At 60.4% G+C, this 12610-nt stretch carries 13 protein-coding genes; 6 read left to right on the plus strand and 7 right to left on the minus strand.

Annotated elements, in window-relative coordinates; genetic code table 11:
• Nucleotides 1–22 precede the first annotated feature (22 nt).
• The 4 genes from QRN50_RS11625 to QRN50_RS11640 form a co-directional block, all read right to left on the minus strand.
• A complete protein-coding gene (locus QRN50_RS11625) occupies nt 23–1057 on the minus strand; it encodes an AbrB family transcriptional regulator (protein ID WP_024651045.1) in 1035 nt (344 codons plus the stop codon).
• Complete coding sequence (locus tag QRN50_RS11630; protein ID WP_003405319.1) at nt 1050–2564, minus strand: tripartite tricarboxylate transporter permease; 1515 nt, start codon at nt 2562–2564, stop codon at nt 1050–1052. Before QRN50_RS11630 ends, QRN50_RS11625 begins: the two co-directional genes overlap by 8 nt.
• 1 nt (nt 2565) lies before the next feature.
• Nucleotides 2566–3024, minus strand: a complete 459-nt coding sequence (locus QRN50_RS11635) for a tripartite tricarboxylate transporter TctB family protein (protein WP_011268760.1) — start codon at nt 3022–3024, stop codon at nt 2566–2568.
• Nucleotides 3025–3086: 62 nt separating this feature from the next.
• Nucleotides 3087–4070 (minus strand): Bug family tripartite tricarboxylate transporter substrate binding protein, encoded by a 984-nt coding sequence (locus tag QRN50_RS11640; RefSeq protein ID WP_172452201.1) that lies wholly within the window; start codon nt 4068–4070, stop codon nt 3087–3089.
• Between the two features lie 463 nt (nt 4071–4533).
• Between QRN50_RS11640 and tctD the strand changes: the two genes are divergently transcribed.
• The gene (gene tctD / locus QRN50_RS11645) at nt 4534–5205 is read left to right on the plus strand and encodes a two-component system response regulator TctD (RefSeq protein WP_003405325.1); all 672 of its coding nucleotides are present in this window, start codon (nt 4534–4536) and stop codon (nt 5203–5205) included.
• Nucleotides 5198–6580 (plus strand): two-component system sensor histidine kinase TctE, encoded by a 1383-nt coding sequence (gene tctE, locus QRN50_RS11650; protein ID WP_003405326.1) that lies wholly within the window; start codon nt 5198–5200, stop codon nt 6578–6580. The genes tctD and tctE overlap by 8 nt, the downstream gene beginning before the upstream one ends.
• A gap of 10 nt (nt 6581–6590) precedes the next feature.
• Here tctE and QRN50_RS11655 read toward each other — a convergent pair whose 3' ends face one another.
• Complete coding sequence (locus QRN50_RS11655; RefSeq protein ID WP_003405327.1) at nt 6591–7412, minus strand: HDOD domain-containing protein; 822 nt, start codon at nt 7410–7412, stop codon at nt 6591–6593.
• Nucleotides 7413–7523: 111 nt separating this feature from the next.
• Nucleotides 7524–8465 carry a CAF17-like 4Fe-4S cluster assembly/insertion protein YgfZ gene (gene ygfZ, locus QRN50_RS11660; protein WP_032607913.1) on the minus strand — a complete coding sequence of 314 codons (942 nt, stop codon included), beginning with the start codon at nt 8463–8465 and terminating at the stop codon, nt 7524–7526.
• Nucleotides 8466–8617: 152 nt separating this feature from the next.
• On the opposite strand from ygfZ, the gene QRN50_RS11665 reads away from it, so the two are divergent.
• Together QRN50_RS11665 and QRN50_RS11670 are read left to right on the plus strand one after the other, a co-directional pair.
• A complete protein-coding gene (locus tag QRN50_RS11665) occupies nt 8618–8872 on the plus strand; it encodes an FAD assembly factor SdhE (RefSeq protein WP_003363729.1) in 255 nt (84 codons plus the stop codon).
• Nucleotides 8856–9320, plus strand: coding sequence for a protein YgfX (locus QRN50_RS11670; protein ID WP_024660704.1), 465 nt, complete (start codon nt 8856–8858; stop codon nt 9318–9320). Before QRN50_RS11665 ends, QRN50_RS11670 begins: the two co-directional genes overlap by 17 nt.
• Here the strand turns inward: QRN50_RS11670 and nadB are convergent.
• Nucleotides 9289–10905: an L-aspartate oxidase gene (nadB, locus tag QRN50_RS11675; RefSeq protein WP_024651044.1), complete on the minus strand. Its 1617-nt coding sequence runs from the start codon at nt 10903–10905 to the stop codon at nt 9289–9291. The genes QRN50_RS11670 and nadB overlap by 32 nt on opposite strands.
• 497 nt (nt 10906–11402) lie before the next feature.
• Between nadB and rpoE the strand changes: the two genes are divergently transcribed.
• Both rpoE and QRN50_RS11685 read left to right on the plus strand, forming a co-directional pair.
• On the plus strand, nt 11403–11984 hold the full coding sequence (gene rpoE / locus QRN50_RS11680) for an RNA polymerase sigma factor RpoE/AlgU (protein WP_002554912.1): 582 nt from the start codon (nt 11403–11405) through the stop codon (nt 11982–11984).
• A gap of 33 nt (nt 11985–12017) precedes the next feature.
• Nucleotides 12018–12608, plus strand: a complete 591-nt coding sequence (locus QRN50_RS11685; RefSeq protein ID WP_003405339.1) for an anti sigma-E factor RseA C-terminal domain-containing protein — start codon at nt 12018–12020, stop codon at nt 12606–12608.
• Nucleotides 12609–12610 lie beyond the last annotated feature (2 nt).

A 12610-nucleotide genomic window follows, 5' to 3' on the forward strand; every position in this document is an offset into this window, starting at 1 on the left:
TGAAAGGGTTCCAGCGACCTGTTCAGTCAGCGAGCCGTTTGTTCCAGCGTCGGTACAGCGGCTCGGCGAGAAACAGCACGAACAGCAGGCGCATGACCTGCATGGCCGTGACCAGCGGCACCGACAGTTGAAGCACTTCGGCGGTCAGGCTCATTTCTGCGATGCCGCCGGGCATCATGCCCAGCGTCAGTGAACGCAGGTCCAGGTGGGTGAGGGCGCTCAGCGCCAGTGCCGCCAGCGCGGCGATCAGCATGGTCAGCGCAGTGCCCAGCAGCGTGCGCGCCAGGAACGATGGCGCACGCCGAAAGAACTCCCGATTGAAATGACAACCCAGCCCGCTGCCGATCAGCAACTGGCCAAGCTGGCTGGCACCGTTGGGCAGGCCGATTTTCAGATCCCAGACCACGCTCACCACGGCACTGAGCAGCAGCGGGCCGAACAGCCAGGGATTGGGCTGCTTGAGGCGTTGCCACAGCCAGGCCAGCGCTGCACCCAGCGGCAACAGAACGGCCAGCCAGCGCCAGTCGACGACGCTGGCATGCAACGCGGGTGCGCCGTCACCCAATAGGTATTTGAAGATCGCCGGCACGCACAGCACGACGGCGAGTACCCGCAGACTTTGTGCGGCCGCGACACTGCTCAGCGTTGCACCGTTACGTGCGCCGAGGTTGACCATCTCCCCGGAACCGCCCGGCATGCTGGAGAAGAACGCCGTAGGGCGATCCTCTCCGGTACGCAGCATCAGCCACACGCCGACCAGACACGACAGACTGGTAACCAGCGCACCGATGAAAATCAGCCCGAAATGCGCCAGTACCTGTTCGATGACTACCGGGGTGAAGTGCAGGCCGATGCCGATCCCGATGATCAACTGACCACACTTGCGCCCGCCGGGAATCTGCGCCAGCTGCCAGGGTGTCAGGCAGCGCACCAGGATGATTGCCAGCAACGAGCCCACCATCCACGGCAACGGCCAGCCGACCTGGCTGGCGAGGTAGCCGCCCAGCAGGCCGATCAGCGGTGTTGCCCACCATTGGCGCAGAGAGGAATCAGCCATGCGTCGCAGCAGCCTGCTGTTTGGCGCGCTTGCGCCAGATGCGCAGTAGAGGGAACAGCAGCATGAACACGGTCACCACCCAGACGCCAAGGGTAATCGGGCTGGACCAGAGGATCCCCAGTTCGCCGTTGGAGATCGACAGGGCACGACGCAGGTTCTGCTCCATCAGGCCACCAAGGATGAAGCCGAGCAGGATCGGCGACAGCGGGAAGTCCAGCTTGCGCAGGATGTAACCGAAGATACCGATGCCGACCATCAGGAACAGGTCGAACGTGGTGGCGTGCACTGCATACACACCGATGCCGGTGATGATCGCAATCACCGGCACCAGCGCCCAGTTCGGCACGGCAAGGATGCGCGTGAAGATGCGAATCATCGGGATGTTGAGGATCACCAGCATGATGTTGGCGATGAACAACGACGCGATCAGGCCCCAGACGATGTCCGGCTGCTGCTGAAACAGCATCGGGCCGGGCGTGATGTTGTACAGCGACAACGCGCCGATCATCACCGCTGTGGTGCCTGAACCGGGCACGCCCAGCGTCAGCATCGGCACCAGGGCGCCGCAGGCCGTCGCGCCGATGGCTGTCTCGGGTGCGGCCAGGCCACGCATGTCGCCCTGGCCGAACTTGCCGCCAGCGCCGGCGATGCGTTTTTCCGTCATGTAAGCGACCGCGCTGGCCAGCGTCGCACCGGCACCCGGCAGCACGCCAAGGATGAACCCCAGCAGACCGCAGCGAATATTCACCACGAACACGGCAGCGGCTTCCTTGACGTTGAACATCATGCGCCCGGTGGCCTTGACTGCCTCCTGGCCGCGATGGGTTTTCTCCAGCAGCAAGAGGATTTCGCTGATCGAAAACAGGCCGAGCACCAGCACCACGAACTGAATGCCATCGGTGAGGTGTATGTTGTCGCCCGTGAAACGGTACACCCCGCTGTTGGCATCGATACCGACCGCAGACAGGAACAGCCCGATCAGCGCGGCAATGAACGTCTTCAAAGGCCGGTCACCGGCCATTCCGCCCAGGCAGACGATCGCGAACACCATCAGCACGAAGTATTCCGCAGGACCGAAGGCAATCGCCCATTTGGCGAGCAACGGCGCGAACAGCACCATGCCGCAGGTGGCGATGAACGCGCCGATGAACGAGCTCCAGGCCGACAGCGACAGTGCGACCCCGGCCAGGCCCTGGCGGGCCATCGGGTAACCGTCCAGGGTGGTCATCACGGTGGACGCTTCACCCGGAATGTTCAGCAGGATCGAGCTGATGCGTCCGCCGTATTCGCAGCCCAGGTACACGGCTGCCAGCAGAATCAGCGCCGATTCGGGCGGCAGGCCCAGCGCGAAGGCGATAGGGATCAGCAGCGCGACACCGTTGATCGGTCCAAGCCCCGGTAGCAGGCCGACGACAGTACCAATCAATGTTCCGCACAGCGCCGTGATCAGGTTGTAAGGCGTCAGGGCGACACCGAAGCCCTGGCCCAGATAACCGAAAGTATCCATTTTAATTCTCCAGAACGCTGAGCAGGCCCAAAGGCAAGGGGACGTCCATGGCCTTGTCGAACAGCAGGTACAGGCCGACGCTCATCAGAATCACCACCACCACGCTCGGCAGCCAGCGACCGCCATACAGGCGGGCCATGGGGATGCCGATCAGAATGCTGCTGAGGATGAAGCCCAGCGGTTCGAACAGCCCTGCGAATACCAGCAGCAGGACGATGCACACGCCGATCTTGATCAGGGTCTCGCGGTCCAGCTCCGGGTCTTCCTCGGTGTGCACGATGGGTGTGGGTCTGATCAGCAGGTACAGCAGGGCGACGCCCATCAGCCCGAGCATCAGCAGCGGGAAGGCGCGCGGTCCGACCGGTTCATAGGAAAAAGGTGCCTGATAAGGCCAGGCCATAAGGGCAAGGCCTATGCATGCCAGCAACAGCACGCCAGCGAAGATGCGTTGTATGACCATGAGAAGCTCCTGAGTCGCGCCCTTTAGGCGGGCGCAACGGAATGTCAGTCAATTGAGTTCAATCACTGAATCAGGCCGAATTCCTTGGCCATCACTTTGTAGTCGGCAACCTGCTTCTTGACGTAGGTGTCCAGTTCCGTGCCGCTCATGGCGAACGGGAACAACTCGCGCTGGTCGCGCAGTTTGGCGAAGTCTTCGGAGGCCAGGATCTTGTCGAACGAGGCTTTCCACCAGTTGTAGTCTTCGTCGCTGACCTTTGGCCCGAGGTAGAAGCCACGCACTACAGGCCAGACGATGTCGTAGCCCTGCTCCTTGGCGGTAGGGATGTCTTTCATTTCGGGTTCGTCGATACGCTTCTCGGCGAATACCGCGAGCAGGCGCATGTCGCCGCTCAGAATGTGCGGCATGGAGTCGGAAATATCGGTACTGCCCACCTGGATGTGGCCGCCGAGCAACGCGGTGGCGATTTCACCGCCGCCTTCGAGTGCCACGTAGCGCAGGGCGCGCGGGTTGATGCCTGCGGCCTTGGCGATCAACGCGGTCTGCATCCAGTCCTGGCTGCCCACGGTGCCGCCCGAGCCGATCACGACTTTGCTCGGGTCGGCCTTGAGCGCCTGGACCAGGTCGTCGAGGTTCTTGTAGGGCGAGTCGCTCTTCACGGCGATGGCGCCATAGCTGGTGCCCACAGCGGCGAGCCAGCGCACTGCGTTTTCATCGAAACGACCGAATTTGCCCTGTGCCAGATTGAGCAGCGAACCGCTGGACCACGCGACCAGTGTGCCGGCGTCGGCGGGGCGCTGCGCGACGACAGCGTTGTAGGCCACCGCGCCGACACCGCCTGGCATGTAAGTGACGCGCATCGGCGAGGTCAGAATCTTCTCGTTGATCAGTGCGCTCTGCACCAGTTTGCAGGTCAGGTCGAACCCGCCACCGGGCGAGGCAGGGGCAATGCATTCCGGACGTTTGGGTTCGGCAAGCAACTGGCTGGCAATCAGCATGCACCCAGCGGTGGCGGCTACATGGCGCAGGGAAAATTTCATGTTCAGTCTCCAGAGATTTTGTTGTTTTTGGCAGAGAGAAGCTGTCCAGCAGGCGTTTTTGTCACGCGCATGGCGAAACCTGAGTGCTGTGTCACAGGGGCGGGCGTTTGCGCTGGTGTGTTGTTTCGAGGCGGGTAGCGGGAAGAGTGTGCAGAGCAGCCCTCGACGGGATGTGCTCCATGGGCTGTTGAGCCTGGGCGGGCGTAGACATGGCGTGACTCCGTTTAGCGATTTATTGTTTTTATTGTTCAGACGCATCCGGGCGCCTGTTTTTTACGTACCCTTTTGTCGGGTCTTCTCGCGATGCTAAACGACAAACCTTTCGTAAACCTTTCAGCGGCCTTTCACGTCGTGATTGAAGAGCCGCGAAGCGTTTCTGCCCTTCACAGACCGCGGCCGGCCTGTAAACTCCACCGCCACGAGCCTCGATACCCCGATCGATAACAACAGTGACAATCAGGAGACGGCGATGCGTGTTCTTCTTGTGGAAGATCATCTGCAATTGGCTGAAAGTGTCGCGCAGGCGCTCAAAAGCGCGGGTTTGACCGTTGATGTGCTGCATGATGGCGTGGCTGCCGACCTGGCGTTGAACAGCGAGGAATACGCCGTTGCCATTCTCGATGTCGGGTTGCCGCGCATGGACGGCTTCGAAGTGCTGGCGCGTCTGCGCGCGCGCAGCAAAAACCTGCCGGTGCTGATGCTGACGGCGCGCAGTGACGTCAAGGACCGGGTCCATGGCCTGAATCTGGGCGCCGACGACTACCTGGCCAAGCCTTTTGAACTCTCCGAGCTGGAAGCCAGGGTCAAGGCCTTGCTGCGGCGCAGTGTGCTGGGTGGCGAGCGGCAACAGTGTTGCGGCGTGCTGGCCTACGATCTGGATACGCGACGTTTCACGCTTGGTGAAGAACTGCTGACCCTGACCTCTCGCGAACAGGCGGTGCTGGAAGCGCTTATCGCCCGGCCGGGTCGGGTGATGAGCAAGGAGCAACTGGCGGCGCAGGTGTTCGGGCTCGATGAAGAAGCCAGCCCCGACGCCATCGAGATCTATGTCCATCGTCTGCGGAAAAAGCTCGACGGGCATTCCGTGGCCATCGTGACCTTTCGCGGTCTGGGGTATCTGCTGGAAAGCCGTGATGATTAACGACAGCCTGCGCTGGCGGTTGTTGTGGAACCTGGCCCTGCTGCTGGTGGTGTTGATGCTGGCCAGCGGCATGAGCGCTTACTGGAATGGCCGCGAAGTGGCCGACACCGCCTATGACCGCACATTGCTGGCTTCCGCGCGGACCATCGCTGCCGGTCTGACCCAGCGTGATGGGACGCTGAGCGCCGACATCCCCTACGTGGCGCTGGATACCTTCGCCTACGACAGCGAAGGGCGCATCTACTATCAAGTCAATGACATTCATCAGAAGCTGATTTCCGGTTATGAAAACCTGCCTTCGCCGCCGCCCGGTACCTTGCGTACCGACGATTACCCGGCCCTGGCGAAATTTTATAACGGGACCTATCAGGGGCAGGATGTGCGTGTCGTCAGCCTGCTCAAACCGGTGACCGACCCGGGCATGAACGGCACTGCCGAGATCCGCGTTGCCGAAACCCAGGAAGCGCGCAAGGGCATGGCGCGCAGCCTGATGGCCGACACATTGCTGCGTCTGGGCATGCTCGGAGGGGGCGCGCTGCTGCTGGTCTGGTTCACGGTAAGCGCGGCATTGCGACCGCTGGAGCGGCTGCGTACTGCCGTCGAGGAGCGTCAGCCGGATGATCTGCGCGCGTTGCCGATGGTTGAGGTGCAGCACGAACTGCGTCCGTTGGTGGGCGCGCTGAACCACTTTACCGAGCGACTGCGCGTGCAATTCGAGCGTCAGGCGCAATTCATTGCCGATGCCGCCCACGAACTGCGCACCCCGCTGGCCGCCTTGAAGGCGCGGGTCGAACTGGGGCTGCGCGAACGCGACCCGCAGCATTGGCGCAGCACGCTGGAGTCGGCGGCGCTCGGCACCGATCGACTCACGCATCTGGCCAACCAGTTGCTGTCCCTGGCGCGCATCGAAAACGGCGCGCGGGCCATCGCCGAGGGTGGGGCGCAACAGCTGGATCTCAGTCAACTGGCCAGGGAGCTGGGCATGGCCATGGCGCCGTTGGCTCATTCCCGGGGCGTGGCGCTGGCGCTGGAGGCTGATGAGCCGGTCTGGCTGCGCGGCGAGCCGACCTTGCTGAACGAGTTGCTGAGCAATCTGATCGACAATGCGCTGGCCCATACCTCGCCAGGCGGCAACGTGGTGTTGCGGGTCTATGCGCCGGGTGTTCTGGAGGTCGAGGATGATGGTCCCGGCATTCCTGCAGATGAGCGTGAACGGGTCTTCGAGCGTTTTTACCGTCGCAGCCAGCAGGGCAGCGGTGCCGGGCTCGGGCTGGCGATTGTGGGTGAGATCTGCCGGGCACATCTGGCCAGAATCACCTTGCACGAGGGCGCCGAGCGCGGCTTGAAGGTAAGGGTCAGTTTCAGCGCCACCTGATGGGTCGAGGCTAGTAGAGCATGCTCTTGGCTTCGTCCATCTGGGCGCTGAGCACGTCTTCGGCTCTGGCAAGTCTCAACTGGCTGTAGGCAGGCAGGTCGACCATTTCAATGAGGCTGAAGGGGTGGTCGGTATTTCTGTGGATATGCACCGTGGCGATCTGTACCAGATCGGTGTAGTCCGGGTTTTTCGAGACGCGCGCGAAGTTCTGGAACTGGCCTGGCACACAGGCCAGCGGTTCAGGGAAGTCCCATGAGCGCAGCAGGCGCTCGCCGATGACCGGATGAATGCTGTCGATCACGTGGTTGAGGCTGATCGGGTCGGACAGCAACTCGTAATGGTCTTCGGCATAGGTCAGGATCGGCAGAATCCCGATCAGGTGGATCAGCCCGGCGAGCGTGGCCTGATCAGGTTTCAGATTGGTGTAGCGCTGACACAGGGTGTAGCTGATACCGGCAACCTGCAGGCTTTGCTTCCAGATATCGCGCATTTTCTGTTCGATGACCGGCGATTTGGCGTGGAACATCTGCTCGACCACCAGACCAATGGCCAGGTTGCAGGTGTAGTTGACGCCCAGGCGTCGAATCGCGGTATTGACGTCGCTGACTTCAAAGTTCGGGCGCAGCAAGGGGCTGTTCGCAACCTTTATCAGGCGTGCCGAAAGGGCTGTATCGCTACCGATGACCTTGCTCAGGGCCGAGATACTGATCTCGGTGTCCTCTGCAGCCAGGCGAATTCTCAGTGCCACTTCCGGCAGGGTGGGGAGAAACAAGGCATCTCTGTCGATGGCCTTGATCAAGTTTCTCTGCACCTCGTCAGCCATCTTGCTCATGTTGCATCTCGCAGCTGTTGGGGGTGTCCAGAGTTATCCGCGCGCCCTTCAGAGCGCCAGGCTGTACTGGATCGCTCTAAAGACACTAGGAAGCTGAATGTGTTCGTCTGGCTAGCGCTGAGTTTCGAGTTTGCTGTCCAGTGTGTAGGGCAGTTCACTCATTTGCAGCGCTGCGCCTTCTGGCGAGCCAAGATTGATACGGCCGTCTTCTGCCGCATCACCCTGCAATACCGCGAGCAGTTCGATGTTCTGCCCATCCTGTGCGGCGATGACAACGTTGCCCACCGCGCTGGCATGCACCGGTGAGAACAGTGCCGTACCGGGCTGCGGGATCTCTTCGCCGCTCAGGGTCAGGCGATAAAGCCTGCGCTTGAGTTTGCCAAGATATTGCATTCTGGCAACGATTTCCTGGCCCGTGTAGCAGCCTTTCTTGAAGCTGACGCCGCCAACCGCTTGCAGATTGATCATCTGCGGAATGAATTCTTCGCGAGTGCTGCCGAACACCTGGCCGATGCCGACACGTATCTGGCCCAGTAGCCAGTCGTTCAGCGGGGCTTCATTCAAGTGCGATGCCAGACGCGACTTGATGCTGTCGGCCTCTGCGCTGCGCACCCAGAGCTCGGCCCGGCCTGGCGAGACGCGGATCGCCATCAGATCGTTGGCGCGCACCACGCTATCGGTTTGCTGTGGCAGATCCAGCCCCAGGCTGACCAGCGCGGCGTCCCCGTCCTGCAGACCGAAGCGCACCCAGTCTGCGCTTTCGTCCGTGAGCTTTGATTTGGAGAACACTGCGTATTTGCGCAGGTCGAGCAGTTGCGCCTCGATCAGTTCGCCAGCCATCGCCAGCAGGCAGCCGTCGCCCTCGAAGACGATACGAAAACTCGACTGCATCCGGCCTTTCTGTGTGCAACGGGCACCCAGGCTGGATGTGTCTTCATTCAGATAATTGAGGTTGCACGTCAGCTGACCCTGAAGAAACTTGCTGGCATCCACGCCGCGAACGGCGAGAACGCCCTCATGGGATAGCGTGCAGAAAAAAGCTGTGTGGGCCATGGTCATCGCAGATTGGGAAAAAAGTCCGGGGACACATCATAGTGCCGAGTCGAGGTTATGCATACGGGTACATGAAAACTGCTGCGACCATTGCGAGATTCGCGCGCCCGGCTCACGGCTGTATACTTGCCGCCTACTTTGAGGAGCGCTCCATGGTCGAAGACGTTGAACTCAACCGCCTTTACTGGCACAGCCGCCGCGGCATGCTTGAACTGGACGTGCTGCTGGTGCCGTTTGTCCGTGAGGTCTATCCACATTTGAATGACGTGGACCGCGATTTGTACCGCCGTCTGCTGACCTGTGAGGATCAGGATATGTTCGGCTGGTTCATGCAGCGTGCCGAATCCGAGGATGCTGAATTGCAGCGCATGGTTCGCATGATCCTGGACCGTGTCCAGCCCCAGTGATCGCTTTGAATGTCACTGGCAGGCTTCACGTCTGCTGGTGACGGTGTATCTCGCGGTCCAGTGTCTGGCACTGGTCGCGTTGTACTGGCTGGACATCGCTGTGTGGGCTGCGGCGCTGGGTGTGCTGATATGTCTGGCGCACGCTGTCCGGGTGATACCACGCGCCATCCTGCTGACGCATCCGGCGGCATTCACCGCGCTCAGGCGCGATCATCAAGGCTGGCAGCTGTGGAATGCACGTGACGGCTGGCAGCCTGTGCAGTTATGCCCTGACAGTCTTGCCTTGCCGTGGGTGGTCATTCTGCGTTTTCGCCCGATTATCGCCGGTCGGCCGGCACGATCAATAAACAGTTGTTGTATCCCGCATGACGCATTGACGCCGGACATTCACCGACGTCTGCGCGTGCGTTTGAAATTCAGCAGGCATAGGTGGGCGGCACCAGAATAGTGTCCAGCGCCTCCGGCAACATATCGGGATAGTCCAGCGTGTAGTGCAGACCGCGGCTTTCCTTGCGCTGCATGGCCGAGCGGATCATCAGTTCCGCCACCTGCGCCAGGTTGCGCAACTCGATCAGGTCGCGGCTGACCTTGTAGTTGCTGTAAAACTCGTCAATCTCATCCAGCAGCAAGCGCACGCGGTGCTGAGCGCGCTGCAGGCGTTTGTTGGTGCGCACAATGCCGACGTAGTCCCACATGAACCGCCTCAGCTCGTCCCAGTTGTGCGCAATGATCACGTCCTCGTCCGAGTCAGTGACCTGGCTGGCATCCCAGGCCGGAAGGTCGGCGGGCATCTGCACGTCAGCCAATTGTTTCTCGATGTCTGCGGCGGCCGATCGGGCATAGACGAAGCATTCCAGCAGTGAGTTGCTGGCCATGCGGTTGGCGCCGTGCAGGCCTGTGAAGCTGGTCTCGCCGATGGCGTACAGGCCCGGCACATCGGTATGCCCCTTGCTGTCCACCATCACGCCGCCACAGGTGTAATGCGCGGCGGGGACCACGGGGATCGGTTCGCGAGTGATGTCGATGGAAAATTCCAGGCAGCGTTCATAGACGGTTGGAAAGTGCGTCTTGATGAAGGCTTCCGGCTTGTGGCTGATGTCCAGATACACACAGTCGATGCCCAGTCGCTTCATCTCATGGTCTATCGCGCGGGCCACGATATCGCGCGGGGCCAGTTCTGCCCGCTCATCGAAGCGTTGCATGAAGCGCTCGCCGTTGGGCAGCTTGAGGTAGGCCCCTTCACCGCGAAGTGCCTCGGTGATCAGAAAGCTCTTGGCTTGCGGGTGATACAGGCAAGTGGGGTGAAACTGGTTGAACTCAAGGTTCGCCACCCGGCAGCCGGAACGCCAGGCCATGGCGATGCCGTCGCCGCAGGCTCCGTCAGGGTTGCTGGTGTACAGGTAGACCTTGGCGGCGCCGCCCGACGCCAGGATGGTGAAGCGCGCGCTGTACGTATCCACTTCGCCACTGTGGCGATTGAGCACATAGGCACCAAGGCAGCGCTCTCCGTCCAGGCCGAGACGGCGTTCGGTGATCAGGTCGATGGCAGCGCGCTGCTCGAGCAATTCGATGTTGGGTCGCTTGATGGCCTGTTCCAGCAGGGTGCGAAAAATGGCGGCACCTGTGGCATCTGCAGCATGAATGATCCGCCGATGGCTATGGCCGCCTTCACGCGTCAGGTGAAATTCAAATCCGCTTTCGTCGGTGTCTGCGTCATCGCCACGGGTAAAAGGCACGCCTTGATCGATCAGCCATTGAATCGCCTCGCGGCTGTGTTCGACAGTGAAACGCACAGCGTCTTCGTGGCAAAGGCCGCCGCCTGCGTTCAGCGTGTCCTCAACATGAGACTGCACGGTGTCGGTGTCATCCAGCACTGCCGCAACACCGCCCTGCGCCCAGAATGTCGAGCCATTGGCGAGATCGCCCTTGCTCAGGACTGCAATCCGCAGGTGGTCGGGCAGGGTCAGTGCCAGGCTCAACCCGGCAGCTCCGCTGCCGATTACCAGTACGTCATGCTGAAAATGTTGACTCATCTGCGAATTCTGCCCTTGGCGACCACTAGTATAAGTATTGGGGTAACGGCACAATAGCCGCGCCTACATGGCAATGTGAGACCACGGCGGGTCTGGATTGTGCTCCAGTCCCGGACGGCATGCCTATTGTTTTCCTTTTGTTCGGCCACTGGAAATACTCCAGTGTGTTGATTCAAAGGAGTTTTATGCCATTTGCGGCTCACGCCGGCGATTGTGTCAATGGAACTTTTTGTAAAGAACCATGCTCAATAGCAGGTTGCCTACACAGGAACAGCGTCGATTTCGCAGGGTTAGATAAGTGATCATCAACTGCGAAACTGGCGACAAGACTATTCGCGCAGCCGACCGTGTCGAGCTGCGTTTTTCGTGCACGCTTTAAGATGGCTTGCAGGAAACTTGCTTGAAGGGGGAGAACTTTTGCGAAAAGCCCGAGTCTATGTTTGCGAGCCTGAACAATATCAGTTGCAACACTCCTTCATGCTCAACGAGGAGTGTTCATGCTAACCCAGGAAGAGGATCAGCAGCTTGTCGAGCGCGTACAGCGTGGCGATACGCGAGCATTTGATCTGTTGGTGCTGAAGTATCAGCACAAAATTCTAGGGTTGATCGTGCGATTCGTGCACGACACCCATGAGGCTCAAGACGTTGCACAGGAAGCCTTTATCAAGGCTTACCGTGCTCTCGGAAATTTTCGCGGTGACAGTGCTTTCTACACGTGGCTGTATCGCATCGCCATTAACACGGCGAAGAACTATCTGGTCTCGCGAGGTCGGCGACCACCGGATAGCGATGTAAGGTCTGAAGACGCGGAGTTCTACGACGGCGACCACGGCCTCAAGGACATCGAGTCGCCGGAGCGTGCATTGTTGAGGGATGAGATCGAAGGCACCGTCCATCGGACCATCCAGCTTCTCCCGGAAGATTTACGTACGGCACTAACTTTACGTGAATTCGATGGTCTGAGTTATGAAGACATTGCGAGCGTCATGCAGTGTCCTGTTGGTACCGTGCGCTCTCGGATCTTCCGCGCTCGGGAAGCCATCGATAAAGCCCTGCAGCCGTTGTTGCAGGAATCCTGAGACAGCGGCGATAGCCCAAGAGAGGAACCCGCCATGAGTCGTGAAGCCCTGCAGGAATCGCTGTCCGCGGTACTGGATAACGAAGCGGACGAACTGGAATTACGTCGGGTATTGAATGCCATTGACGATGCCGATACTCGCGCCACCTGGTCGCGTTACCAAGTTGCTCGTGCAGCGATGCACAAAGAGCTGCTGGTGCCTCATCTGGATATCTCGGCTGCTGTGTCTGCCGCGATCGCCGATGAAGTCAGCCCGCTCAAGGCAGCTCGCGGTCCTTGGCGTACGCTGGGTCGTCTGGCCGTTGCAGCGTCGGTTACCGTAGCCGTTCTGGCTGGTGTCCGCCTGTATAACCAGGATGACATTGCCGGTGCACAACTGGCACAGCAGACCCAACAGCCTGCCAACCTGACTGTTCCGCAAGTCAAAGGCCCGGCCGTACTGGCTGGTTACACTGAAAGCGCCGAGCAAGCGCCTGGTCCTATGGCCAATGGTGTGTTGCAGGGCGGTGGTCAAGGTGACCAGCGTCTGCCGGGCTATCTGCGCCAGCACGCCCAGGAAGCGGCGTTGAAAGGTACTGAAAGCGCGCTGCCATACGCACGTGCTGCGAGCCTGGAAAACCGTTAAGG

Origin of the sequence: Pseudomonas sp. MEJ108, from assembly GCF_030208985.1 — a bacterium.
GTDB classification, from domain to species: Bacteria; Pseudomonadota; Gammaproteobacteria; order Pseudomonadales; family Pseudomonadaceae; genus Aquipseudomonas; species Aquipseudomonas fragariae.

Coding starts and splice junctions, on each gene's coding strand:
- QRN50_RS11625 (WP_024651045.1), bottom strand. CDS start 1,057: ATGGCTGATTCCTCTCTGCGCCAATGGTGGGCAACACCGCTGATCGGC.
- QRN50_RS11630 (WP_003405319.1), bottom strand. CDS start 2,564: ATGGATACTTTCGGTTATCTGGGCCAGGGCTTCGGTGTCGCCCTGACG.
- QRN50_RS11635 (WP_011268760.1), bottom strand. CDS start 3,024: ATGGTCATACAACGCATCTTCGCTGGCGTGCTGTTGCTGGCATGCATA.
- tctD (WP_003405325.1), top strand. CDS start 4,534: ATGCGTGTTCTTCTTGTGGAAGATCATCTGCAATTGGCTGAAAGTGTC.
- tctE (WP_003405326.1), top strand. CDS start 5,198: ATGATTAACGACAGCCTGCGCTGGCGGTTGTTGTGGAACCTGGCCCTG.
- QRN50_RS11655 (WP_003405327.1), bottom strand. CDS start 7,412: ATGAGCAAGATGGCTGACGAGGTGCAGAGAAACTTGATCAAGGCCATC.
- ygfZ (WP_032607913.1), bottom strand. CDS start 8,465: ATGGCCCACACAGCTTTTTTCTGCACGCTATCCCATGAGGGCGTTCTC.
- QRN50_RS11665 (WP_003363729.1), top strand. CDS start 8,618: ATGGTCGAAGACGTTGAACTCAACCGCCTTTACTGGCACAGCCGCCGC.
- nadB (WP_024651044.1), bottom strand. CDS start 10,905: ATGAGTCAACATTTTCAGCATGACGTACTGGTAATCGGCAGCGGAGCT.
- rpoE (WP_002554912.1), top strand. CDS start 11,403: ATGCTAACCCAGGAAGAGGATCAGCAGCTTGTCGAGCGCGTACAGCGT.
- QRN50_RS11685 (WP_003405339.1), top strand. CDS start 12,018: ATGAGTCGTGAAGCCCTGCAGGAATCGCTGTCCGCGGTACTGGATAAC.